The 22119-nt window shown below is 67.2% G+C and carries 25 protein-coding genes; all 25 read left to right on the forward strand.

Annotation, left to right across the window (positions count from 1 at the left end; translation table 11 throughout):
- Window positions 1-33: 33 nt before the first annotated feature.
- Entirely contained in the window at window positions 34-459 is a 426-nt protein-coding gene (locus HTA01S_RS14005) for a PaaI family thioesterase (protein WP_068172626.1), read from the forward strand.
- A 32-nt stretch (window positions 460-491) separates the two neighbouring features.
- Window positions 492-1508 (forward strand): NADP-dependent oxidoreductase, encoded by a 1017-nt coding sequence (locus tag HTA01S_RS14010; RefSeq protein ID WP_068172629.1) that lies wholly within the window; start codon window positions 492-494, stop codon window positions 1506-1508.
- A gap of 20 nt (window positions 1509-1528) precedes the next feature.
- Entirely contained in the window at window positions 1529-2071 is a 543-nt protein-coding gene (locus HTA01S_RS14015; protein WP_218017354.1) for a DUF4399 domain-containing protein, read from the forward strand.
- A 32-nt stretch (window positions 2072-2103) separates the two neighbouring features.
- The gene (locus tag HTA01S_RS14020; RefSeq protein WP_068172632.1) at window positions 2104-3744 is read left to right on the forward strand and encodes an isovaleryl-CoA dehydrogenase; all 1641 of its coding nucleotides are present in this window, start codon (window positions 2104-2106) and stop codon (window positions 3742-3744) included.
- A gap of 14 nt (window positions 3745-3758) precedes the next feature.
- Window positions 3759-4694, forward strand: a complete 936-nt coding sequence (locus HTA01S_RS14025; protein ID WP_068172635.1) for a glutathione S-transferase family protein — start codon at window positions 3759-3761, stop codon at window positions 4692-4694.
- A 20-nt stretch (window positions 4695-4714) separates the two neighbouring features.
- On the forward strand, window positions 4715-5254 hold the full coding sequence (locus HTA01S_RS14030) for a GNAT family N-acetyltransferase (protein ID WP_245638086.1): 540 nt from the start codon (window positions 4715-4717) through the stop codon (window positions 5252-5254).
- 127 nt (window positions 5255-5381) lie between these two features.
- Window positions 5382-6287, forward strand: a complete 906-nt coding sequence (locus tag HTA01S_RS14035; RefSeq protein WP_068172637.1) for an SDR family oxidoreductase — start codon at window positions 5382-5384, stop codon at window positions 6285-6287.
- A gap of 299 nt (window positions 6288-6586) precedes the next feature.
- Window positions 6587-6991 (forward strand): methylated-DNA--[protein]-cysteine S-methyltransferase, encoded by a 405-nt coding sequence (locus tag HTA01S_RS14040; protein WP_407656111.1) that lies wholly within the window; start codon window positions 6587-6589, stop codon window positions 6989-6991.
- Window positions 6988-7908: a helix-turn-helix domain-containing protein gene (locus tag HTA01S_RS14045; protein ID WP_068172643.1), complete on the forward strand. Its 921-nt coding sequence runs from the start codon at window positions 6988-6990 to the stop codon at window positions 7906-7908. Before HTA01S_RS14040 ends, HTA01S_RS14045 begins: the two co-directional genes overlap by 4 nt.
- A complete protein-coding gene (locus HTA01S_RS14050) occupies window positions 7887-8255 on the forward strand; it encodes a VOC family protein (RefSeq protein WP_068172646.1) in 369 nt (122 codons plus the stop codon). The genes HTA01S_RS14045 and HTA01S_RS14050 overlap by 22 nt, the downstream gene beginning before the upstream one ends.
- A 331-nt stretch (window positions 8256-8586) precedes the next feature.
- Window positions 8587-8787, forward strand: coding sequence for a Flp family type IVb pilin (locus HTA01S_RS14055; protein WP_068172648.1), 201 nt, complete (start codon window positions 8587-8589; stop codon window positions 8785-8787).
- A gap of 156 nt (window positions 8788-8943) precedes the next feature.
- A complete protein-coding gene (locus HTA01S_RS24750; protein ID WP_245638087.1) occupies window positions 8944-9084 on the forward strand; it encodes a Flp family type IVb pilin in 141 nt (46 codons plus the stop codon).
- Window positions 9085-9249: 165 nt separating this feature from the next.
- Window positions 9250-9855, forward strand: coding sequence for a prepilin peptidase (locus HTA01S_RS14060; RefSeq protein ID WP_068172653.1), 606 nt, complete (start codon window positions 9250-9252; stop codon window positions 9853-9855).
- A gap of 9 nt (window positions 9856-9864) precedes the next feature.
- Window positions 9865-11217: a hypothetical protein gene (locus HTA01S_RS14065; protein WP_068172657.1), complete on the forward strand. Its 1353-nt coding sequence runs from the start codon at window positions 9865-9867 to the stop codon at window positions 11215-11217.
- Between the two features lie 2 nt (window positions 11218-11219).
- Complete coding sequence (cpaB, locus tag HTA01S_RS14070) at window positions 11220-12074, forward strand: Flp pilus assembly protein CpaB (RefSeq protein ID WP_068172660.1); 855 nt, start codon at window positions 11220-11222, stop codon at window positions 12072-12074.
- Window positions 12075-12083: 9 nt separating this feature from the next.
- The gene (locus HTA01S_RS14075) at window positions 12084-13643 is read left to right on the forward strand and encodes a type II and III secretion system protein family protein (protein WP_068172665.1); all 1560 of its coding nucleotides are present in this window, start codon (window positions 12084-12086) and stop codon (window positions 13641-13643) included.
- An 11-nt stretch (window positions 13644-13654) separates the two neighbouring features.
- On the forward strand, window positions 13655-13948 hold the full coding sequence (locus tag HTA01S_RS14080) for a hypothetical protein (protein WP_084236110.1): 294 nt from the start codon (window positions 13655-13657) through the stop codon (window positions 13946-13948).
- Window positions 13949-13970: 22 nt separating this feature from the next.
- Window positions 13971-15266 (forward strand): TadE/TadG family type IV pilus assembly protein, encoded by a 1296-nt coding sequence (locus HTA01S_RS14085; protein ID WP_068172668.1) that lies wholly within the window; start codon window positions 13971-13973, stop codon window positions 15264-15266.
- 2 nt (window positions 15267-15268) lie between these two features.
- The gene (locus tag HTA01S_RS14090) at window positions 15269-15763 is read left to right on the forward strand and encodes a TadE/TadG family type IV pilus assembly protein (protein WP_084236111.1); all 495 of its coding nucleotides are present in this window, start codon (window positions 15269-15271) and stop codon (window positions 15761-15763) included.
- 10 nt (window positions 15764-15773) lie between these two features.
- Window positions 15774-16238, forward strand: coding sequence for a TadE/TadG family type IV pilus assembly protein (locus HTA01S_RS14095; protein ID WP_068172672.1), 465 nt, complete (start codon window positions 15774-15776; stop codon window positions 16236-16238).
- Window positions 16239-16251: 13 nt separating this feature from the next.
- Window positions 16252-17427: an AAA family ATPase gene (locus HTA01S_RS14100; protein WP_068172674.1), complete on the forward strand. Its 1176-nt coding sequence runs from the start codon at window positions 16252-16254 to the stop codon at window positions 17425-17427.
- A 46-nt stretch (window positions 17428-17473) separates the two neighbouring features.
- Complete coding sequence (locus HTA01S_RS14105; RefSeq protein ID WP_068172678.1) at window positions 17474-18835, forward strand: CpaF family protein; 1362 nt, start codon at window positions 17474-17476, stop codon at window positions 18833-18835.
- Window positions 18836-18851: 16 nt separating this feature from the next.
- Window positions 18852-19817: a type II secretion system F family protein gene (locus HTA01S_RS14110; RefSeq protein WP_245638088.1), complete on the forward strand. Its 966-nt coding sequence runs from the start codon at window positions 18852-18854 to the stop codon at window positions 19815-19817.
- Window positions 19818-19964: 147 nt separating this feature from the next.
- Window positions 19965-20921, forward strand: coding sequence for a type II secretion system F family protein (locus HTA01S_RS14115; RefSeq protein ID WP_245638089.1), 957 nt, complete (start codon window positions 19965-19967; stop codon window positions 20919-20921).
- A 26-nt stretch (window positions 20922-20947) separates the two neighbouring features.
- A complete protein-coding gene (locus HTA01S_RS14120; protein ID WP_068172686.1) occupies window positions 20948-22096 on the forward strand; it encodes a LytR C-terminal domain-containing protein in 1149 nt (382 codons plus the stop codon).
- Window positions 22097-22119 lie beyond the last annotated feature (23 nt).

The following is a 22119-nucleotide window of genomic DNA, read 5'->3' on the forward strand; positions in this document are numbered from 1 at the left end:
GTCACTTCGCTCGTGCGGTTGTATCGTTTGCTCATGAAATTCCAAGTCCATATCCCTTTTGTTGAATTGCTCGGTTTCGAACTGGAAACGTTCGAAGGCGGTGAGGCCTCGATCAGCTTCAATCCCAAGCCTGAGCACGAGAACTCGTTCAACGTGGTGCACGGCGGCGCCAGCATGACGCTGCTCGACGTGGTCATGGCGCACGCCGCGCGTTCGGTGGAGCCGGCCATGGGCTGCGTCACCATCGAGATGAAGACGAGCTTCATGCGCGCGGCCAAGGGGCCGTTGCTGGCCAAGGGCAAGCTGCTGCACCGCACCGCCACCATGGCCTTCACCGAAGGCAGCATCTTTGACGCGGCGGACAAGCTCTGCGCCCACGCCACCGGCACCTTCAAGTTCGTGCCGCGCCTGCCCGTGGGGAAAACCACGCAGGCCTTGAACACCATCCAGACCGACTGAACGTCGACCCCTCACACCACCGGAGACACAGCATGCCCGCCAACCAACAGATCCTGCTCGACAACCGCCCCCAGGGCGAAGCGACGGTCGACAACTTCAAGCTCGTCACCACCGATACCCCGGCGCTTGCCGACGGCCAGGTGCTGGTGCGCCACCACTACCTGAGCCTGGACCCGTACATGCGTGGCCGCATGAACGACAGCAAGAGCTATGCGGCTTCCCAGCCGCTGGGCGAAGTCATGATCGGCGGCACGGTGGGCGAGGTGGTCGAATCGAAGCACCCCAAGTTCCAGCACGGCGACATGGTCGTGGGCATGGGGGGCTGGCAGGAATACAGCGTGGTGGATGCGAACCAACCCGGCGCTCTGCGCAAGGTGGACACCACGCACGTGCCGCTCTCGTACTACCTGGGCGCGGTCGGCATGCCGGGCGTGACCGCCTGGTACGGCCTGGTGAAGATCATCAACCCCAAGGCGGGTGAGACGGTGGTCATCAGTGCCGCCACCGGCGCGGTGGGCAGTGCGTTTGGCGCGCTGGCCAAGGCGCGTGGCTGCCGCGTGGTGGGCATCGCGGGCGGGCCGGACAAGTGCCAGTACGCGGTGGACGAGCTGGGCTTTGACGCCTGCATCGACTACAAGCAGTACAAGGACATGTACTTCCTGGCCAAGGCCCTCAAGGAGGCTTGCCCGAACGGCATCGACGGCTATTTCGAGAACGTGGGCGGCATGATTCTGGACGCGGTGCTGCTGCGCATGAACGCGTTTGGCCGCATCGCCGTCTGCGGGATGATCGCCGGCTACGACGGCCAGCCGCTGCCCTTGGCCAACCCGGCGCTGATCCTCATCAACCGCCTGAAGATCGAGGGCTTCATCGTCAGCGAACACATGGAAGTCTGGCCCGAAGCGCTGACCGAGCTGGGCACGCTGGTGGCCACCGGCAAGCTGCGCCCGCGCGAAACCGTGGCCCAGTGCCTGGCGTCCGCCCCCGAGGCCTTCATGGGTTTGCTCAAGGGTCGGAATTTCGGTAAACAGCTGGTGAAACTGATCTGAACACCCTCCAGGAGCACACCATGTCACACACGACCCTTGCCATCACCGTCCTCGCCGCCACCCTCACGCTCGCGGGTTGTGGCGGGCATCCCATGCACCGCGGCGACCGCCACGCCGGCATGGGCTACGGCGCCATGGCCCCCGACGCCGCGCCCTCTGCACCGGCCAAGGTCACGGCGAGCATGCCCACGCTGTCGTCGGGCTACAAGAAGGTGGACGCGCCGGCGGGCGCCAAGCTGTATTTCGTGAATCTGCGCAATGGCATGACCGTGGGCAGTCCGGTGAAGGTGGTGTTCGGCCTGAGCGGCATGGGCGTGGCGCCGGCCGGCATCGAGAAGGCGGGCACGGGCCACCACCACTTGCTGGTGAACGTGAACGAGTGGGACGCCAACGCGCCGCTGCCGGCCAACGAGCAGTTCCGGCATTTTGGCGCGGGCCAGACCGAGACCTCGCTCGACCTCAAGCCCGGGCAGCACACCCTGCAACTGGTGCTGGGCGACCAGAACCACATCCCGCACCACCCGGTCGTCATGAGCGAGCGCATCACGATCACCGTGAAGTAGGTTCCGGGTCCACACGGTTCAGGAGACCCACCATGCCAGCCACCCACGAAGTGCTCAACCAGCCCGAGCCGCTGGTGAATGTGAACCTGTTCGCAGGCAACCGGCCCCTGCGGGACGCGCTGGCATTCAACGCCCCCGCGCTGGACACCGCGCCGCTGCAGGCGCTGGGCGACGTGGTGGGCCGTGCCGAGATGCAGACCCATGCGCGCCTGGCCAATGTGTTCACGCCGCAGCTCAAGAGCCACGACCGTTTCGGTCACCGCATCGACCAGGTGGAGTTCCATCCGAGCTACCACGCGCTGATGACGGCGGCCACGGCAGCGGGGCTGCATGGCACGCCATGGGGTGAGGGTGCGGCGAATCCACACCTCTCCCGCGCCGCCGGCTTCATGCTCTTCACCGAGCTGGAGTCCTCCACGCTCTGCCCGATCTCCATGAGCTACGCGGTCACGCCCGCGCTGCGAGACAACCCCGCCATCTACGCCGACTGGGCGCCGCAGCTCACCAGCCGCGCCTACGACCCGGCACTCAAGCTCTGGAAAGACAAGGCCGGCGTGACCATGGGCATGGGCATGACCGAGAAACAGGGCGGCTCGGACGTGCGCGCCAACACCACGCAGGCGGTGCCCGCTGGCAGCGATCACTGGGGCCAGCGCTTCAGCGTCACCGGCCACAAGTGGTTCTTCTCGGCGCCCATGTGCGACGCCTTCCTGATCCTGGCGCAGACGCCGGGCGGGCTCTCTTGCCTGTTTCTGCCGCGCGTGCTGCCCGATGGATCGCTGAACCCGCTCTACATCCAGCGCCTGAAAGACAAGCTGGGCAACAAGGCCAACGCAAGCTCGGAAGTGGAGTTCGCGGGCGCCACCGCCTGGCTGGTGGGCGAAGAAGGCCGGGGCGTGCCGCAGATCCTGGCCATGGGCACGATGACGCGGCTGGATTGCGCGCTCGGCACCAGCGGGCTGATGCGCCAGGCCTTGTCCATTGCGCTGAACCACACATCGCAGCGCAAGGCCTTCGGCAAGCGGCTCATCGACCAGCCGCTGATGAAAAACGTGCTGGCCGATCTGGCGCTGGAGTCCGAAGCGTCCACCGCGCTGGCCCTGCGGCTGGCGCGCAGCTTCGACCGTCCGGAGGATGAACACGAGCGCGCGATGCAGCGCCTGCTCACGCCCGTGGCCAAGTTCTGGATCTGCAAACGTGGCAGCCATTTCGCCGAAGAAGCCATGGAATGCCTGGGCGGCAACGGTTACGTGGAAGAGGGCGGCGAGGGCATCATGGCGCGCATCTACCGCGAGATGCCGGTCAACAGCATCTGGGAAGGCGCGGGCAACATCATGGCGCTGGACCTGCTGCGCGCCCTACGCAAGGCCGATGCCGCCGCCGCACTCGCGCACGAACTGGCGCCCGCCAAAGGCATGCACCCGGCGCTGGACCACCTGGCCGCCAGCCTGCCCACCCGCGTGGAACAGATGGCCACCGAAATGGAGGCCCGCCGCCTGGCGCAGGACGTGGCGCTGGCCGTGCAGGCCGCGCTGCTGGCGCAGACCGCGCCGCCAGCGGTGTTCGGTGCCTTCTGCGATTCACGCCTGGCCGGTCACTGGGGCCACAGCTTCGGCTCACTGGGCGCGGGCGTCGACTTCGATGCCATCATTCAAAGAGCCCAACCGCGCTGAACTCTGGAGACCCCATGTCGGACCTGATCCTGCACCACTACCCCATGTCGCCCTTTTCGGAGAAGGTGCGGCTGATCCTGGGCCACAAGCAGCTCGCGTGGAAGAGCGTGCTGATTCCCAGTGTGATGCCCAAACCCGACGTGGTGGCGCTCACGGGCGGTTACCGGCGCACACCCTTCCTGCAGATCGGTGCCGACATCTATTGCGACACCGCGCTGATCTGCGACGTGCTCGAACACCGCCAGCCCGAGCCCAGGCTCTACCCCGAGCACAACAAGGGCATGGCCCGCGTGCTGGCCCAGTGGGCCGACAGCACGCTGTTCTGGGCCGCGATGGCCTACACCCTCAGCCCCAAAGGCGCCGCTGCCATGTTTGCCAACCAGCCGCCCGAAGTGGGCCAGGCCTTCGCCGCCGACCGCGCGGCCATGCGCGCGGGCATGACCAGCCTGCGCGCGGGCGACGCCACCGCCGCCTACAAGAGCTACCTGCGCCGCCTGGCCAACATGCTGCACGAGCAGCCCTTCCTGCTGGGTTCGGCGCCCTGCGTGGCCGACTTCGCGGCCTACCACCCGCTGTGGTTCACGCGGGTGATCAACCCGAGCCTGGCCGGCATCCTGGACGCCACGCCCGACGTGCTGGCCTGGATGGACCGCATGGCCGCCTTTGGCCACGGCCACCTGGCCAAGCTCTCGTCCACCGAAGCCATCGCCATTGCGGCGGCGGCCGAGCCAGCCCCGTTGCACGACGAGGCTTTTCAGGACGAACACGGCATCCCGCTGGGCAGCCGCGTCACGGTGGCGGCCGAGAGCTTCGGCCAGGAGCCTACCGAGGGCATCCTGCGCGCGGCCTCGCGCACGCACTACACGCTGGAGCGCAGCGACGAGCGTGCCGGCCGGCTGCATGTGCATTTCCCGCGCATCGGCTTCGTGCTGAGGGAAGTGCGCGCTTGAGCCGGGCCGGATCAATCGGGGTGCGCTGGCGCTGCCTGCCGTTTGACGCGCTGTTGCCGCGCACGCTGTACGCGCTGCTCCAGCTGCGCAGCGCGGTGTTCGTGGTGGAGCAGGCCTGTGCGTTCCAGGACCTGGATGGCGCCGATGCCGATTGCATGCACGTGCTCGGCGAAGCAGTTGCCCCCACACTCCCCGCTGCGCGTGGTTCGTTGCCCCCCGAGGGGGCGCATTTCGCCTTGGGGCGGCCCGGCGGCGAAACCAGCGGTCCGGATGGTCAACCGCAACTGCTCGCCTACACCCGTCTGGTCCCCGCCGGCCTCAAATACCCCGAGGCCAGCATCGGCCGGGTGGTCACCGCACCCAGCACGCGCGGCAGCGGCATGGGCCACGCGCTCATGGCCGAGTCCATCCGCATGCTGCACAGCCTCTGGGGCGTGCAGCCCATCCGCATCGGTGCACAGGCGCATCTGGAACGCTTCTACAACGCACACGGCTTCGTATCCGACGACAAGCCCTACATCGAAGACGGCATCCCGCACATCGAGATGCTGAGGAAGTAACCCCCCCTGCGCCGCTGCGCGTCTTCCCCCCAAGGGGGACCACGCCCTTGGCCCGGCAAAGCCGGATCTTCGGCGTGTACTGACCCGTTCCCCCTCACACCCGACAGACCTTTAAGGAGACAAAAACATGATTTCAAATTTCAAAGGAAAGACCGCGGTGCTCACCGGCGCCGGCTCGGGCTTCGGCCTCGAATGCGCGCGCATCGGCGCCCAGCTCGGCATGAACCTCGTGCTGGTGGACGTGCAGCAGGACGCGCTGGACCAGGCCGCCGCGGAAATGACGGCGGCGGGTGCGCCCGTGCTCGCCAAGCGCGTGGACGTGTCCAGCGCCGAGCAGATGGAGGCGCTGGCCGCCGACGTGGTGCAGCGCTTCGGCGCGCCGCATTTCGTGTTCAACAACGCGGGCGTGGGCTCGGGCGGGCTGGTCTGGGAAAACTCGGTGAAAGACTGGGAGTGGGTGCTGGGCGTGAACCTCTGGGGCGTGATCCACGGCGTGCGCCTGTTCACCCCGCTGATGCTCGCGGCGGCCAAGGCCGATCCTTCGTACCAGGGCCACATCGTCAACACCGCCAGCATGGCCGGCCTGCTCACCCCGCCCAACATGGGCATCTACAACGTGAGCAAACACGCCGTGGTGAGCCTCACCGAAACGCTCTACCAGGACTTGAAGCTGGTGAGCGACCAGATCAGCGCCAGCGTGTTGTGTCCGTACTTCGTGCCCACCGGCATCAGCCAGAGCCACCGCAACAAACCCGCCGAGCTGGCCGACGAAAAAGCCACGCAGAGCCAGTTGATCGGCCAGGCCATGAGCGACAAGGCCGTGAGCTCGGGCAAGGTCACCGCGGCCGAGGTGGCGCAGAAGGTGTTCGACGCCATCGCCGCCGACCAGTTCTACATCTTCAGCCACCCCAAGGCGCTGGGCAACGTGCGCGCGCGCATGGAGGGCATCGTCAACCAGTCCAACCCGGCCGACCCGTTCCTTGAACGGCCCGAGATCGGTGTGGGTTTGCGCGCAGCGCTGCGCGCCGTGTGAGATAGACCGAGACGGCCATGGATGACGGTGGCCACACCCTGTTCGACACCCCCATCGGTGTCTGCGGCATCGCCTGGGGGCCGGGTGGCGTGGTCGCTGTGCAGTTGCCCGAGGCCGACGCGGCCCGCACCCGCGCGCGCCTGTTGAAGGGCTTGCATAGGATGGAGCACCCCCGCCGCGCTTCGCGCGACCCCCTCGAGGGGGCGGCACTGGCCGTCCGGCGAAGCCGGCCCGGCGGTGCCCCCGGCCGGACTGTTTCATTCGATGCGGGTGGCGCTCCGGCGCCATGGAGAACGGAGGTGGCTCAGCCGCCAGCGACCGTGCAGGCCGCCATCGAAGGCATCCAGGCGCTGTTGATGGGCGAGGCGAGGGACCTGCGCGAGGTGCCGCTCGACATGACACGCCTCACCCCGTTCCAGCGCGAGGTCTATGCGATGGCCCGCGCGATCCCCCCCGGCCAGACCCGCACCTACGGTGAGATGGCCCAGGCCCTGGGCGACGCCGGCCTGGCGCGCGCCGTGGGGCAGGCCCTGGGCCACAACCCGTTTGCCCCGGTCGTGCCCTGCCACCGTGTGCTGGCGGCGGGCAGCCGCTCGGGCGGGTTCTCGGCCCGCGGCGGCGTGGCCACCAAGCTGCGCATGCTGCAGATCGAAGGCGCGCAGATCGGCGGCGAGCCCGGCCTGTTCGACGGAGACGGCAGATGATCACCGCCACCGAGCTGCTGTCGGGCGCCATCCGGGTGGTGGACTACCGCTGCAGCGCCGGCCCCGCCGAGCAACCCTTCACCGAGCTGCACACAGGCCACTCGGTCTCCTACGTGCGCAAGGGGACCTTCGGCTACCGGGTGCGTGGCGCGTCGTACGAGCTGGTGGCCGGCTCGGTGCTGGTGGGCCACCCGGGCGACGAGTTCATGTGCACGCACGACCACCACGTCTGCGGCGACGAATGCCTGGCCTTTCACCTCTCGCCCGGCTTCGTCGATCTGGTCGGGGGCGACCAGGCCACCTGGCGCACCGGCGGCCTGCCGCCGTTGCCCGAACTCATGGTGCTGGGCGAGCTCGCGCAGGCGGTGGCCAGAGGCCGCAGCGATGCCGGTCTGGACGAAGTGGGCCTGTGGTTCGCGTCGCGCTTCGTGGACGTCGTGGCGGGCCGCACCCTCTCGCCGCAGCCAACCACCGGGCGCGACCGCCGCCGCGCCGTGGAGGCGGCGATGTGGATCGCCGCCCATTCGCACGAGGACATCGACCTGGACAGGGCGGCCGGCGAAGTGGCCTTGAGCCCGTTTCATTTCCTGCGGCTGTTCTCGCGCGTGCTCGGCGTCACACCGCACCAGTACCTGGTGCGTTCGCGGCTGCGCCACGCGGCGCAGCTGCTGGCCGACGGCGACAGCCCTGTGACCGACGTGGCCCTGGAGGTGGGTTTTGCCGATCTCAGCAACTTCGTGCGCAGCTTCCACCGCGCGGCCGGCGTCTCGCCGCGCGGCTTTCGCCAAGCCGCCCGAACCGGCCTGAAGAAGGACAGCAAGATTCTCCAAGACCGCGTGGCCGCCCTGATCGACGATGACCGCCTGATCCACCCATTGAACAGGAAGTCATCACCATGGTTGACCACATCGGACTGAACGTCCAAGACCTCGCCGCGAGCATCCGCTTCTACGAAGCCGCGCTCGCCCCACTCGGCCACGAGCTGGGTTCCCACGACGACACCTACGCCGGCCTGGGCCCGAAGGGCGCGCCCGCGCTGTGGCTCTACGCGGCCAGGGGCGCCCAGGGCGTGCAGGGCCCGGGCATGCACATCGCATTCCGCGCCCCCGACCACCAGGCGGTGGACGCCTTCTACCAAGCGGGCCTGAAGGCGGGCGCCAAGGACAACGGCGGCCCCGGCCCACGCCCCGACTACAGCCCGACCTACTACGCGGCCTTCCTGATCGACCCCGACGGCAACAACGTCGAAGCCGTCTGCCCCTGAAGAATGGGGAGAGGCGCGAGGGCCACCGTCGGTGGCCAGCCACGGGCCCCCGCACGCCACCTCGCGCCAGCACCGCTGTTCGCCGACGGCGCACGGCACAGCCGCTTCGTCTGGAGCCGATTCAGGGCAAATGCGTGAGAAAGTTGTCATTCAGGTGTTAATAGGTATTGCCAAAGAAGTACAAAAGCTCACAATTACTTTCGTGTGATGCAACTTTGTAAGTGCATTCCAGTGGGAGGGGAATTAGTTTTGCACTACAGGTGGCACCTCACTCCAGCATTGGTCACCCATGGGGGGCGGCTGATGTTTCAACCTTGTTTGGAGTGTCATCATGGAAAAGCTGCTGATTGCAACCCGCCGTTTTCTTCGCGACGAAGAAGGCGTGACCGCCATTGAATATGGCCTGATCGCTGCCCTGATCGCGGTGGTGATCATCGTTGGGGCTGGCCTGGTGGGGACCAACCTCAACACCCTTTTCACCGACATCTCTAACTGCCTGGCAAACCCGCCGGCTGGAGCCATCTGCGGTTGACCGGTGCTGGGTTGGCTGACCGAGAGGCCCGGAGAAGGGCGGGCGGTCAGCCCACCCGCGGCGGGCGGAGCATTTGTTCCGCTGACCCCGGTGAACACATCAAGGGCTTCAACCATGTCAAGACCCTCCTGCGGATGCCGCCATCGGCAGCAAGGCGTGAGCGCCATCGAATACGGCTTGCTCGCTTCGCTGATCGCCTTGGTGGCCATCGTGGGCATGACCGCACTGGGGAATGCCAACGGAGCGGGTTGGGACGCATGGGTGGCGAGCGTGCTCGCCGTGATTTCGCCTCCATGAACAGGGCAGGCCTGCGCGCAGGCCGGGAGCAGCGCAGTCGGCAACGGCTGGGCGCCTGGATGAGAACCATGATCGGTCCAACCTTCGGAAGGTTGCCGAGAGCGCGATAGAGACGACCACCACCGGTTTTGCCCTTTGGCGCAAAACCCGAACTGGGAGTTGGGCATGAACATCGGCATGGCACCTGGCGACTGGCAGGTATTGGGCTTGGGCCTGCTGGCGTTGTGTCTTGCGCTGGCCGCACTCTCCGATGGGCGGCAGCGCCGCATTCCCAACGCGCTGGTGCTGGCAACCCTGCTGGTCGGCCTGCTGTTGAACGCCCTCGGCCCGCAACCTTTCCGCGACAACCAAGGCCTGTTTTCCCTCTACCCCGGTGCCCTCGGTTGGGGCGCCAGCGTGCTGGGCGCGCTGGTGGCGCTGGTGGTCTTCCTTCCCTTCCACGCCTTGCGCGCCCTGGGCGCCGGCGACGTGAAGCTGTTTGCCGCCGTGGGCGCTTTCGCCGGCCCGGCTGCCAGCGTGAACCTCGCCTTGTGGGTGCTGCTGGCCGGCGGTCTGCTGGCGCTGGCCCGCATGGCCATGGCGCGCAATACCCGCCTGGTGATGCGCAACACGCTGGCCGCTCTGGGCCAGATGCTGCCGGGCTCGGTCGGTTCCTTTGATGCCCGCACCCAGACCGCCTGGCGCATGCCCTACGCGGTGGCCATCGCGCTCGGTGTTGCGGCCCACGCCGCCTGGCTGTTCAGCGGCCACGCTCCCATCCTCCACTTCTGAAAGCCAGCCATGCAAGAGCTTTCACTTTCCAGCGCCTCCCCACTGCTCAAGGCCGTCGTGGCCGAGCCCTTCGTCGATGCGGTGGATGTGGAAGGCCTGCCCGCGTCGTTCGTGATCGACCTGGCCTTGCGGCATTTCGCGCGCAAGGGCGAGCTCAAGCTCTTTGCCGTGGCGCAGCAACTGGGCCTGCCGGTGCCGGTGATGGACAAGCTGTTGACCCAGATGCGCAGCCTGTCCCTGCTGGAAGTACCACGGCGCGGCACGCTGGAGGGCGACATCAGTTTTGCGCTCACCGATGCCGGCCAGCGCATGGCGCGCATGGCCTTTGACAAGTGCCAGTACGTGGGTCCGGCACCCGTGACGCTGGCCGACTACGTGGCCCAGGTGAAGGAACAGGTCCAGCACCAGGCGCCGGTGCGCGCCGAGCGCCTGCAGCAGGTGCTCAAGGACATGGTCATGGCGCCCGAGCTGCTGCCCACGCTGGGCAGCGCGCTCAACTCGGGCAAGGCGATCTACCTGCACGGCGACAGCGGCACCGGCAAGACCTATCTGGCCGAGCACCTGGTGCGCACCCTTGACGGGCACATCTGGGTGCCCCACGCGCTGTATGTCGATGGCGAGGTGGTGCAGGTGTTTGACCCGATCGTGCACAAGCGGGTGACCCTGGCGCCGGTGCCCGATCGCACGCTGGCCCGCGATCTGTCGACCGACGGCCGCTGGGTGCGCAGCGAGCGGCCGGTGGTGATCGCCGGTGGCGAACTCACCCTGGACACGCTCGACCTGGAATACGACCCCCACACCCGCCTGCACACGGCATCGCCCCAGTTGAAGGCCAACAACGGCATTTTCGTGATCGACGACCTGGGGCGCCAGCGCGTGAGCCCGAGCGAGCTCATGAACCGCTGGATCGTGCCGCTGGACCGCCATGTGGACTACCTGACGCTCAACACCGGCACCAAGTTCGCCGTGCCGTTCGATGTGCGGGTGATCTTCGCGAGCAATCTGCCGCCCAGCGATCTGGTGGACCCGGCCTTTGCCCGCCGGCTGGGCTACAAGATCCGGATCGACGCGCTCGATGCCAACCGCTACCGCAGCGTGGTGAGCCAGGCATGCGCACGCACCGGCGTGCCCGAGGACCCGGCCGGGGTGGATTACCTCATCCACACGCTGCACCCGCGCGACGGGCAGCCCTACTACCCGTGCATTCCGTTTGATGTGATCAGCAAGATCGCCGACCTCGCCCGCTACCTGGAGCAGCCCGCCCGCATGACACCCGAACGGCTGGAGTGGGCCTGGCACACCTACTTCGGCCGCGAGGATCGCCTCGGCGTTGCCGCCATTCCCACGCATTCAGGAGAATGAAAATGCAAAGCAAACGCGCCTTCGTGATGCTGGCCCTGTCGGTGCTGGCCGGTGTGGCCGCCGTGATCCTGGCCGCCCGCTGGATGGGGCAACAGGCTTCGGGCGAGCGGGCCACCGTGCTGGTGGCCACGAGCGATCTCGATCTCGGTCAGGCGATCACCGCCCCGATGCTGCGGCCCATCGCCTGGCCGGCCGGCGCGCAGCCGGAGGGGTCGTTCAACGATGCCTCGAAGCTCGAAGGCCGGGTGGTGCGCACCAGCATCTACAAAGGCGAGCCGGTGCTGGAGCCCAAACTGGCCCCCGAAGGGACCAAGGCCGGCCTGGACTCCGTCATCAAGAAAGGGCATCGCGCCATCACCGTGAAGGTCAACGAGGTGGTGGGCGTGGCCGGCTTTCTGGCGCCGGGCAGCCATGTGGACCTGCTGGTGAACATCAAGGACGACCGCGACACGGCCATTTCGCGGGTGGTGCTGGAACGCATCATGGTGCTGGCGGTGGCCCAGGAGGCCCGGCGTCCCGAAGAGACCAAGGCCCGCGTGGTCAACGCCGTCACGCTGGAGGTGACCCCCGAGCAGGCCGAAAAGATCGACCTGGCACGCAACGTGGGCTCCTTGTCGCTGATGCTGCGCAACCAGGTGGACACGCAGGACAACGCCACGGCGGGCGTCACCCGCAAAGACCTCTTCGGCGATGCGGCGCCCGTGGTGAGTCCCCCGGTTGCCGTGGCCGTCGTCAAAAAGCCAGCGCCGGTTCGCCGTGCCGCCACGCCGCGCCCGCCCGCACCCCGCATCCCGGTCGAACCCACCAACACGGTGGAACTGATCCGCGGCATCCAGAAGTCTTCGTCTCAGTTCTAAGGAAGCATCATGAAAACACACGTTCTGCATGCACTGAGTGCTTCCATCTGGGCCGCGGGCCTGCTCACCGTGAGCGCCTGGTCGCAAACCGTCGCGACCAAGGGCGTGACCACCAGCAAGGTGGCCGCGGCGCCGATGTCGGCCGACGTCGGCACCGACCTGGCCGCCATCGGGCCGTCGATCAACCTGACCGTCGGCAAGTCCACCCTGCTGCGCATGCCGTCGGCCGTGAGCCGGATTTCGCTCGGCAACCCCAGCGTGGCCGACGTGACGCTGATCAGCGCGACCGAGCTGTACCTGCTGGGCAAGACCTACGGCTCAACCAACCTCATCGTCTGGCGCAAGGGGGGCGGGCCGACCGCCATCGACGTCAATGTGAACATCGACCACCAGCGCATGGAGGCCAAGCTGCGCGAACTGCTGCCGAATGAAAAAGGCATCCAGGTGCGCCCGGCGGCCGACTCAGTGATCCTCACCGGGGTGGTGTCGAGCGCCGTCAAGGCCAAGGCCGCCGAGGAAATTGCCGCGGCCTTCGTGCGTGACGTGAACAAGAGTCTGGTGTTGCCGGTGATGGCGGGCGACAAGCCCGCCGAGCCGGGCACCAAGCTGGCGGTCAGCAGTGGCGGTGGTGGTGGTGCGGCAGCGGCCAACACGGCGGGCGCCAAGGTGGTCAACCTGCTGAGCATTGCCGAAGCCCAGCAGGTGATGCTGGAGGTCGTCGTGGCCGAGGTGTCCAAGACCCTCATGGACAAGATGGGCGCCAACCTGCTCTTCAGCCGCACCAACGGCAGCTGGACCTACGGCATCGGATCGGCCTTTGGCGGCGACGGCCGTGGCCTGCTCAGCGCCATCAAGAGCAACGGCAATGGCATCGAGATCGACGCCGAGAAGAGCAATGGCCTGGTGAAGATCCTCGCCGAGCCCAATCTGGTGGCCATCAGCGGCCAGGAGGCCAGTTTTCTCGCGGGCGGCAAGATCTTCATTCCCGTGGCGCGCAGCAATGAAGTCACCGGTGGCACCACCATCACGCTCGAGGAAAAAGAGTTTGGCGTGGGCGTGAAATTCACCCCCACGGTGCTCGAAGGCGGCCGCATCCACCTGAAGGTCTCGCCCGAAGTGTCCGAGCTGTCGCAGACCGGCACGCCGTTCACCACGGTGAACGGCCAGACGGCGATCCTGCCCAGCTTCACCACCCGCCGCGCGCAGACCTCGGTGCAGCTCATGGACGGCCAGAGCCTGGCCATTGCCGGCCTGATCAAGAACAACGTGCGCCAGGCCATGGACGCGTTGCCCGGCCTGGGCGAGGTGCCGGTGCTGGGCGCCTTGTTCCGCAGCAACGAATTCCAGGGCGACCGCAGCGAACTCATGTTCGTGATCACGCCGCGCCTGGTCAAGCCGATCGACCCGGGCTACATCCTGCCCACCGACGGCTACAAGCCACCCAGCCGTTCCGAGTTCTACCTCGGCAACCAGCTGGAAGGCACGGGCCGTGTCGACGTGCCCACCGATCGACCCGTCGCCGCGCCACCCGCCCCGGCCGCGGGCAGCGGCGGCATGGAAGTGAAGTAAGGAGCATCAGCATGTCCCCCACCACCACCTCGTTCCTTCGCCTGGCCTCCCTGCTGGGCGCCCCCTGCCTGCTGGTGGCCTGCGCCAGCACCACACCGCAGCTCGACGCCGCGTTCGGCAACGCGGTGCGCGAGGCCCGCATGGCCCAGACCCTCAACCCCAAGGCCTCGGAGAACACCGACCCGGTGCTGGGGATCGACGGCAAAGCCGGGGCATCGGCGCAGCAGCGTTACCAGGAGTCGTTCCAGGCGCCGCCCAAGACCTTCGAGATCATCAACATCGGCGGGGCGATCACGGGCCAATGACCCGCCGCCCCAGGAGATCGCCATGCGACTGCCTTCACGCCAGCGCCCTTGCACCCACCGCCAGCGCGGCGCGGTGGCGATCGTTCTGGGCCTGACGATCATGGTGTTGATCGGGTTCGCCGGGCTGGCCCTCGACCTGGGCCGCTTCTTCGCGATCAAGACCGAGTTGCAGAACGGGATGGACGCCTGCGCGCTGGCCGCCGCCTCCCAATTGAGGCCTGGGCAGAACAACCCCACCGCGCTGACCAAGGCCATCGCCTACGGGCGCGTCTTTTCCACCGGAGGAGTGGACGATCCGGCCACCCCGGCGGGGGAAGGCAATACCGAGGCGATCAAGAACCGGGCCAATTTCCAGAGCATGGTGATCGACATCGCGGCCAGCCAGATCACGTTTTCGGCCACCTTGGCCGGCCCGTATGAGGAGGCCGGTGCGGCCGACTACAACACGGCCGCCTTTGCCAAGTGCACCTACCCCCTGACCGGGCTGCCCATCCTTTTCATGCGGGTGCTCAATCCCTTGCTGAGCACGCAGACCGTGTCGGCCATGGCGGCCGCCACCCTGGCGCCTTCGGCCTCCGCCTGCGCGATACCGGTGGCCGTGTGCAAGGCGCCGGGCAGCACCGCGGCGTCCAACTTCGGGCTGACCGTCGGACAGTGGATGAGCCCACCGGAGGGGGCTGGCTCGCCCTATGGGACCGGCAACTTCGGCTGGATCGACTTCACCCCGCCTGGAGGAGGCGCCTCCGAGCTGGCGGATCTGTTGACGGGGCCAGGGCAATGCGACACCAACATCGGCACCGAGGTGGGTGAGCCGGGCTCGATTTCGTCGCTGGATGTGGCCTGGAACTCCCGGTTTGGCTTGTACAAGCCCGGCGCGGGCAACCCCCAGGCGGGGTCGGCGCCACCGGATGTGACGGGCTACAGCTACACGACGGCCAACTGGACGCTCGGAGCCAACGCCTACACCGGCACGGTGGCGGGGCAGTTCAACTATGGCAATGCCGCGGCGAACTACCGGCCCTACCAGGTCGATCCACCCAACCCCTACAACCGGTTGACCGACACCCAGCACAACACCCTGGGCCGCTTCCGGCGGGTGGTGGTGGCCCCGGTGGTGGACTGCACCGCGTGGAACACCGGCGGTGCGAACCCCGTGGTGGACGGCTGGGCCTGCGTCCTGATGCTCAACCCCTTGCTGGCGGTGGGGGACGTCCCAGGCCTCGAATTCCTGGGCCTGAGCACCAATGCCGGCAGTCCCTGTTCCACGAACGGCGCCCCCGGCACCTTCGGGCCGCTCGTTCCCCAACTGGTGCAGTGACCATGCGCAGCACCATGCATTCACAACGGGGCGTCGCTGCCGTGGAGATGGCGATCGTCCTCATTCCGATGCTGGTGCTCTGCTTCGGCATCACCGAACTGGGGCGCGCGCTGTACCAGTACAACGGCCTGGTCAAGGCCACGCGCGGTGCTGCGCGTTACCTGTCGCAGCAGAGCCTGGCCAGCCCGCCCCCGGGGGAGACCGCCGACGGTCTTCGCCTCAAGGCCCGTTCGCTGGCGTTGTGCGGGGCCTTCGATTGCAGCGGAGTGCCTGCCCTGGTGCCCAACCTCACGCTGGCCATGATTTCCGTGTGCGATCCCGTGGCCTGCGTGGGCACCCATGCCAATGTGCTGACCGGTGAAGGCACCACCAGCCTCGTGACGGTGAGCATCGGTGCCGGAGATGCCGGCTACGGCTTCACGTCTGCGGTGCCCTGGGTGGTCCCGAGCATCACCTTCGGCACGATCAACATCACCATGGCGTCGAGCACGAACTGAGGTCACTGCCGTGAAACCCACCCGCAAGCTCCTTTGTCCCCGTGTCAGGCGCCAGGCCCAGCGCGGTGTGGCCGCGGTCGAGTTCGCGCTGATCGCCATCTTCTTCTTCACCCTGTTGCTGGGCATCATGGAGTTTGGGCGCTGGCTCTTTCTGCTCAACGGCGCCAACGAGGCCACCCGCCTCGGTGCCCGGCTGGCGGTGGTGTGCAGCGTCGAGGCGCCAGGGGATCTCACGCTCATCAAGGCGCGCATGAGCGCGATGACCGGGGGCGGCATTCCGGCCGACAACATGGTGCTCGACTACGTTCCGGTGAACTGCGACGCGTCGAGTTGCCTGACCGTGACCGCGCGCATCGTCGGGGCCACCTTCACCCCGGTCAGCCCCTTCTTTGGCGGCGCCTTTTCGATTCCCGAGTTTCCCACCAGCCTGCCGCGCGAGTACATGACGAGCGCGGGCAACCCTGTGTGCCCATAGGACCCAAACCACCATGTCACACAAAGTTTCCCTCATCTTCGAAACCACCGAAGAACGCGACCAGCTCATCGGAAAGCTCAGGCCGCTGCCCGATGTGAGCATCAATGCCCACGTGGGGGGCGCTCGAATCTTGCAGGCCGTGATGCACAAGGACCAACCGGACCTGGTTCTGATGTCGGTGTTGCGACCGGACGATGCGGCTTTCGAGATGATCGAAGCCGCGACCCTGCGTCACCCGACGGTGATGCTGTTGCTGGTGAGCTGGGAAACGGACATGGCCACGCTCAAGCGCGCCATGCGGGCCGGGGTGCGCGATGTATTGCCCGGGCCTTTGAGCACGGCGTCGGTCAAGGTGGGCGTGGAATACATCGAAGAATCCAAGTCGATCACCTCACAGTTCGTGGACAACGAGGGAACGCTGTACGCGTTCATGTCCGCCAAGGGTGGCTGCGGCTGCACCTTTCTCGTCACCAACCTGGCCTATCTGCTCGCCCAGGCCTCCAAGCGGGTGTTGATCGTGGACCTGAACCTGTATTTCGGCGACGCGGTCAGCTACCTCACGAGCCGCAAGCCCGATGCCAGCGTGGTCGACATGGCGCGCCAGAGCCGCCGGCTCGACGCCGCGCTGCTGGCGGTGAGCGTGCTCAAGGTGCGGGACAACCTGCATGTGCTGTGTGCGCCGGAACTGCCCTACCAACTCGAAGAGGTGACGCCCGAGACCGTGGCGGCCCTGCTGGGCCTGGCGCGCACCGAATACGACTTTGTGCTGCTCGACATGGCGCGGGTGATGGACCCGGCGGCGGTGAAGGCGCTGGACCTGGCCGAGCGCATCCACGTGGTGGCCGGACAGAGCTTGCCCGCCCTGCGGGACGCCCAGCGAATCATCGGTGTGTTCGAAGGACTGAGCTACCCCCGCGACAAGATCCAGCTGGTGCTCAACCGCTACAGCAAGAGCAGCCAGATCCTCCTGAGCGAAGTGGAGCGGGCCACGGGGCACAAGGTGGCCCGGGTCGTGCCGGCCAGCGACGAGGCGGTACTGGCCTCCATCAACCAGGGCATTCCACTCGCCAAGCTGGCGGCGCGCGATCCGGTGGCGCGCGCGTTGCAAGAGTGGGCGCATGAGCTTTCGCCGGTCGCGGTGCATGCGGGAAAGCTGAGCTGGCTGTCGACGATCACGGGACGCACGTGAACGACAGCGTTCCATCCCACCCCCCTCCTTACCGAGCACAAACACCATGAACATGAGAGTCACCACCCCCGAGTTGCGCAGTCCCACCCGCCTGAACGGATCGGAGGAGGGCCGTGCCCCGCTGTCCGGCCCGGTCCAGGAGCACAACACCCTCAAGGACCGGTTGCACGCTCAGTTGCTGGGGCGCATCGACCTGGAGGTGATGGGCAGCATGAAGCCCGAGCGCCTGCGCGAGGAGCTGGGCATCCTGACCGAGCGTCTGCTGGTGGAGTCGGGTGCCGCGCTCAACACGCAGGAACGCAAACGCATGATCCTGGACATCCAGGACGAGATCATGGGCCTGGGCCCCCTGGAGCCGCTGCTGGCGGACCCCACGGTGTCGGACATTCTGGTGAATGGCCCGAACCAGGTGTTCGTGGAGCGCCGGGGCCGGCTCGAACTCACCGAGGTGACGTTTTCCGACAGCGATCACCTGATGAAGATCATCGACAAGATCGTCTCGCGCATCGGGCGCCGGGTCGATGAGTCCAGCCCCATGGTGGATGCCCGTCTGCCCGACGGCTCACGGGTGAACGCCATCATCCCGCCGCTGGCGCTGGACGGGCCGGTGCTCTCGATCCGCCGGTTTGCGGTGGTGCCGCTGACCATCAACGACCTGATCGACAAGCGATCGCTGCCACCGGTGGTGGCCGGGCTGCTGCAGGCCATGGTCAAGGCCAAGATGAACATCCTGATCTCGGGTGGCACCGGCACCGGCAAGACCACCTTGCTCAATGTGCTCTCGGCCGCGATCCCGCCCAACGAGCGCATCGTGACCATCGAGGACGCGGCCGAGCTGCAGCTGCAGCAGCCGCATGTGGTGCGACTGGAGACGCGGCCGCCCAACATCGAGGGCAAGGGCGAGGTGAGCCAGCGCGCGCTGGTGCGCAACAGCCTGCGCATGCGGCCCGACCGGGTGATCCTGGGCGAGGTGCGTGGCGCCGAGGTGCTGGACATGCTGCAGGCCATGAACACCGGCCACGAGGGTTCGATGGCGACGGTGCACGCCAACTCGCCGCGCGACGCGCTGACCCGGCTGGAGAACATGGCCGGCTACGGCGGTGCGGTGATTCCGCAGGACGCGATGCGCCAGCAGGTCAGCTCGGCCATCAACGCCGTGGTCCAGCTTTCGCGGTTGAACGATGGACGGCGCAAGATGGTCAGCCTGATGGAGATCACCGGCATGGAAGGCAGTGTGATCACCATGCAGGAGATTTTCCACTTCCGTCAGACCGGCATCGATGCCGAGGGACGGGTCATGGGGCACTTCCGCGCCACCGGTGTGCGGCCCAAGTTCATGGACCGCCTGAAGGCTTACGGGCAGACCGTGACCGACGCCACGTTCGAACCCAACCTGATCTACGAGTAGCGGTATGAACATCGGCATGACTCTGTTTGTGGTGATGGGTTTTCTGGCCGTGGTGCTGCTGCTGGAGGGCCTGTACGTCTACTGGAGCGACACCAAGAGCCCCGAGGTGCGCCGCCTGGAGCAGCGCCTGCGCGCCATATCGGCGGGTGGTCAGGTCGATGGCGCCGCGCTCAAGCTGCTCAAGCAGCGCATGCTCAGCGACAGCCCGGCCTTGCAGCGCCTGCTGCAGAGTCTGCCGCGGGTTCAGCACCTCGATCGGTTGATGCTGCAGGCCGGGGACAACAACACGGTGTCGCACCTGCTGTCGTTCAGCGCCATGCTGGCCGTGGCGGGCTTGCTGGGTGGCCTGGTGCTGCGCATGCCCTGGTTCGTGTTGATCATCTTGTGCCCGATCCTGGCGGCATTGCCCGTGGTGCTGTTGCTGCGCCGGCGCACCCGACGCCTGCAGAAGATCGAAGGGCAACTGCCCGACGCGATGGACCTGATGTCGCGCGCGCTGCGTGCCGGCCATGCCTTTCCGTCGGCCCTGGCCATGGTGGGCAGCGAGGCCCCCGATCCGATCGCCACGGAGTTCCGCATCGCCTCCGACGAAATCGCCTATGGCGTCGCCACCGATGCCGCGCTGGGCAACCTGGCCGCACGCGTGCCCAGCCCCGATGTGCGCTACTTCGTGATGGCGGTGGTGATCCAGCGCGAGACCGGGGGCAACCTGTCCGAGCTGCTGGGCAAGCTGTCGGAGCTGGTGCGCGAGCGTTTCAAGCTCTTCGCCAAGGTGCGGGCCCTGTCGGCCGAAGGCAAGCTCTCTGCCTACATCCTCGTGGGCCTGCCGATCGTGGTGGGGTCCGTGATTCAGCTGCTCAACCCCACATATCTCTCGGTGCTGTTTTCCGACCCGGTGGGACTGATGCTGGTCTACGGCGCGATCGGGATGATGCTGGTGGGCATCTTCGTGATGTGGCGAATCATCGATATCAAAGTCTAGGATGAAACACCCCCGCCGCGCTTCGCGCGCCCCCCTCAAGGGGGCGGCACTGGCCGTCCGGCAAAGCCGGCCCGGCGGTGCCCTGGGCTGGACCGTTTCATGCCTTGCGGTTGGCGCTTCGGTGCCATGGAAAACGGAGGTGACGTTATGAGTCAGCAAACCCTTGTTCTGGCGCTCGTGTTCCTCGCGGTGGTGGGCATGACGATGGGCATCGCGCTCTGGCTGAACCGGCGAGCAGGCCTGCAGCAGCGTGTTGAGCAGATCGGCGGCGATGCCGTGGGCACGCGCGCCGATGACCGGCTGGAAGGCAATGCCCAGTGGCACGCCAGGGTGGTCAAGGTCGTGGGGCCGGTGGCCAAGCTCTCGGCGCCCAAGGAGGGCTGGGAAAATTCGAGCCTGCGGGTGCGCTTCATGCAGGCGGGCCTGCGCGAGGCGAGCTGGCCCGCGGTGTTTTTCGCGGCCAAGACCCTCCTGGCGCTCGGCATGCCCATGCTGTTCATGCTCTACCGTGGACTGACCCGTCTGGAGCTGAGCGCCGATACCAACCTCTTGTGGCTGCTGTTGCTGGCGGCCTTGGGTTACTACTTGCCCAACATGATCCTGTCGCGCATGGTGGCCTCCCGCAAGGAACAGGTGGGCAACGCCTTGCCCGACGCGCTGGACCTGATGACGGTGTGCGTGGAGGCGGGTCTGGGCCTGGATGCCGCGATGGCGCGCGCCGGGAGTGAGATCGGCCTGCGAAGCCCCGAGCTGGAAGAGGAGCTGGGCCTGCTGGCGCTGGAACTGCGCATGGGCGTGAAGCGTGAGAGCGCCCTGCGCAACCTGGCGCTGCGCACCGGGGTGGAGGAGGTGGCCTCGTTCGTGGCGATGCTGGTGCAGGCCGACCGTTTCGGTACCAACGTGGCCGAGGCGCTGCGCATTCAGGGCGAAACCATGCGGGTGCACCGGCGTCTGCGCGCCGAGGAGCGCGCGGCCAAGATCCCGCTCAAGCTGCTGTTTCCGCTGATCTTCTTCATCTTCCCGTCGTTGATGCTGGTGCTCATGGGGCCGGCCATGATCAACATCTACCGCGTGCTTCTTCCGACCTTGGGAGGCGGTCGTTGAATCCCTTTCACCAGGAGACCAGGACCATGAAACTCAAGACGTTGGCTTCGTTGTCGGTGCTGGGCAGCCTGATGGGCTGTTCAAGCATGATGCCGGGCTCCTTGCACGGCACCCAGAGCGTGCGCACCGCTGCGGCGGGCCTGGTGAAGATGGCGCCCTTGCCTCCGGTCGGCACAGCCATGGCCGAGCACGAGGTCTTGTACGTCACCGGGCGCTCCGCGCATGGCGCAGGACACTTCGCCCGGGCGGTGGCGTATTACGAACGCACGCTGGCTCTCAAGCCGGACCACGTTGGCGCGCTGAACGCGCTGGGCGTGTTGCATGCACAGGCGGGGCGAACCGCCGAGGCCCTGGCCTTGTTTGACAGGGCGCGTGTGCTCGAACCCCTGGCCGCCCATATTTACAACAACATGGGCTTTGCACTGCTGAACGCCAACCGGCTTGAGGAAGCCGAGTTCAGGTTGCGCACGGCCCGGGCACTGGACCCGGACAACCAGCAGATTCTGGAGAATTTCGATCTGCTGGCGAAAGCCCGGATCGAGCACGACGAGCGCAACCGGCAGGTGCCGCAAGCGGTGCCGGCGGGCGGGGCCTACACCGTGCGGGACGCCGACCATCCCTCGGGGCCGCAACTGGTGGCCGTGGCACCCCATGTGTATGAGCTTCGCACCCCGGGGCCGCAGGCCATCGAAGCGCTGGCCAGGGCACAGGCCGCGCCAGCGGACCCGCCCGCGAACGAACCGGCAGCGCCACCGCAGCCCCTGGCCCTGGCCCTGCGCCCGGCGCTGACCACCGAGGCCCCCACGGTGGCGCAGGCGGAGCCTCCCCGCCCGGCACGGATAGAGGTTTCGAACGGCACGGGCGCGCCCCGCCTGGCCCGACACACGGCGAACAAGCTGGCCCCGGCGGGCATCTTGGCCACCCGGCTGACCAATGCCAGTTCTTTCCAGCAGGCACAGACTTGGCTCCAGTACCTGGCTGGACAGGAGAGCGTGGTGGACGCGCTGCAGGCAACGCTGCCGATGCCCGTGCAGACCGTGGAAGTGGGCACGCTGGGGGGCGGGACGCAGGTCCGCCTGGTGCTGGGACACGATGGCGCGGGCAAGGCGATTGCCCGATGGGCTCAACCCGACTCCAGCCGTCTTGCGGTTGCGGGGCTGAAGCCTCGCGGCTAGGATGAAACACCCCCCGCGCCGCT

The sequence above is a fragment of the Hydrogenophaga taeniospiralis CCUG 15921 genome (genome assembly GCF_001592305.1).
GTDB lineage: Bacteria > Pseudomonadota > Gammaproteobacteria > Burkholderiales > Burkholderiaceae_C > Hydrogenophaga > Hydrogenophaga taeniospiralis.

Excerpts from the sequence above, each read along its gene's own strand:
- HTA01S_RS14085 (WP_068172668.1), top strand. The coding sequence starts at position 13,971 with ATGCGACTGCCTTCACGCCAGCGCCCTTGCACCCACCGCCAGCGCGGC.
- HTA01S_RS14080 (WP_084236110.1), top strand. The coding sequence starts at position 13,655 with ATGTCCCCCACCACCACCTCGTTCCTTCGCCTGGCCTCCCTGCTGGGC.
- HTA01S_RS14050 (WP_068172646.1), top strand. The coding sequence starts at position 7,887 with ATGGTTGACCACATCGGACTGAACGTCCAAGACCTCGCCGCGAGCATC.
- HTA01S_RS14015 (WP_218017354.1), top strand. The coding sequence starts at position 1,529 with ATGTCACACACGACCCTTGCCATCACCGTCCTCGCCGCCACCCTCACG.
- HTA01S_RS14060 (WP_068172653.1), top strand. The coding sequence starts at position 9,250 with ATGAACATCGGCATGGCACCTGGCGACTGGCAGGTATTGGGCTTGGGC.
- HTA01S_RS14100 (WP_068172674.1), top strand. The coding sequence starts at position 16,252 with ATGTCACACAAAGTTTCCCTCATCTTCGAAACCACCGAAGAACGCGAC.
- HTA01S_RS14110 (WP_245638088.1), top strand. The coding sequence starts at position 18,852 with ATGACTCTGTTTGTGGTGATGGGTTTTCTGGCCGTGGTGCTGCTGCTG.
- HTA01S_RS14065 (WP_068172657.1), top strand. The coding sequence starts at position 9,865 with ATGCAAGAGCTTTCACTTTCCAGCGCCTCCCCACTGCTCAAGGCCGTC.
- HTA01S_RS14025 (WP_068172635.1), top strand. The coding sequence starts at position 3,759 with ATGTCGGACCTGATCCTGCACCACTACCCCATGTCGCCCTTTTCGGAG.
- HTA01S_RS14115 (WP_245638089.1), top strand. The coding sequence starts at position 19,965 with ATGAGTCAGCAAACCCTTGTTCTGGCGCTCGTGTTCCTCGCGGTGGTG.
- HTA01S_RS14090 (WP_084236111.1), top strand. The coding sequence starts at position 15,269 with ATGCGCAGCACCATGCATTCACAACGGGGCGTCGCTGCCGTGGAGATG.
- HTA01S_RS14045 (WP_068172643.1), top strand. The coding sequence starts at position 6,988 with ATGATCACCGCCACCGAGCTGCTGTCGGGCGCCATCCGGGTGGTGGAC.
- HTA01S_RS14075 (WP_068172665.1), top strand. The coding sequence starts at position 12,084 with ATGAAAACACACGTTCTGCATGCACTGAGTGCTTCCATCTGGGCCGCG.
- cpaB (WP_068172660.1), top strand. The coding sequence starts at position 11,220 with ATGCAAAGCAAACGCGCCTTCGTGATGCTGGCCCTGTCGGTGCTGGCC.
- HTA01S_RS14105 (WP_068172678.1), top strand. The coding sequence starts at position 17,474 with ATGAACATGAGAGTCACCACCCCCGAGTTGCGCAGTCCCACCCGCCTG.
- HTA01S_RS14020 (WP_068172632.1), top strand. The coding sequence starts at position 2,104 with ATGCCAGCCACCCACGAAGTGCTCAACCAGCCCGAGCCGCTGGTGAAT.
- HTA01S_RS14035 (WP_068172637.1), top strand. The coding sequence starts at position 5,382 with ATGATTTCAAATTTCAAAGGAAAGACCGCGGTGCTCACCGGCGCCGGC.
- HTA01S_RS14120 (WP_068172686.1), top strand. The coding sequence starts at position 20,948 with ATGAAACTCAAGACGTTGGCTTCGTTGTCGGTGCTGGGCAGCCTGATG.
- HTA01S_RS14005 (WP_068172626.1), top strand. The coding sequence starts at position 34 with ATGAAATTCCAAGTCCATATCCCTTTTGTTGAATTGCTCGGTTTCGAA.
- HTA01S_RS14010 (WP_068172629.1), top strand. The coding sequence starts at position 492 with ATGCCCGCCAACCAACAGATCCTGCTCGACAACCGCCCCCAGGGCGAA.
- HTA01S_RS14055 (WP_068172648.1), top strand. The coding sequence starts at position 8,587 with ATGGAAAAGCTGCTGATTGCAACCCGCCGTTTTCTTCGCGACGAAGAA.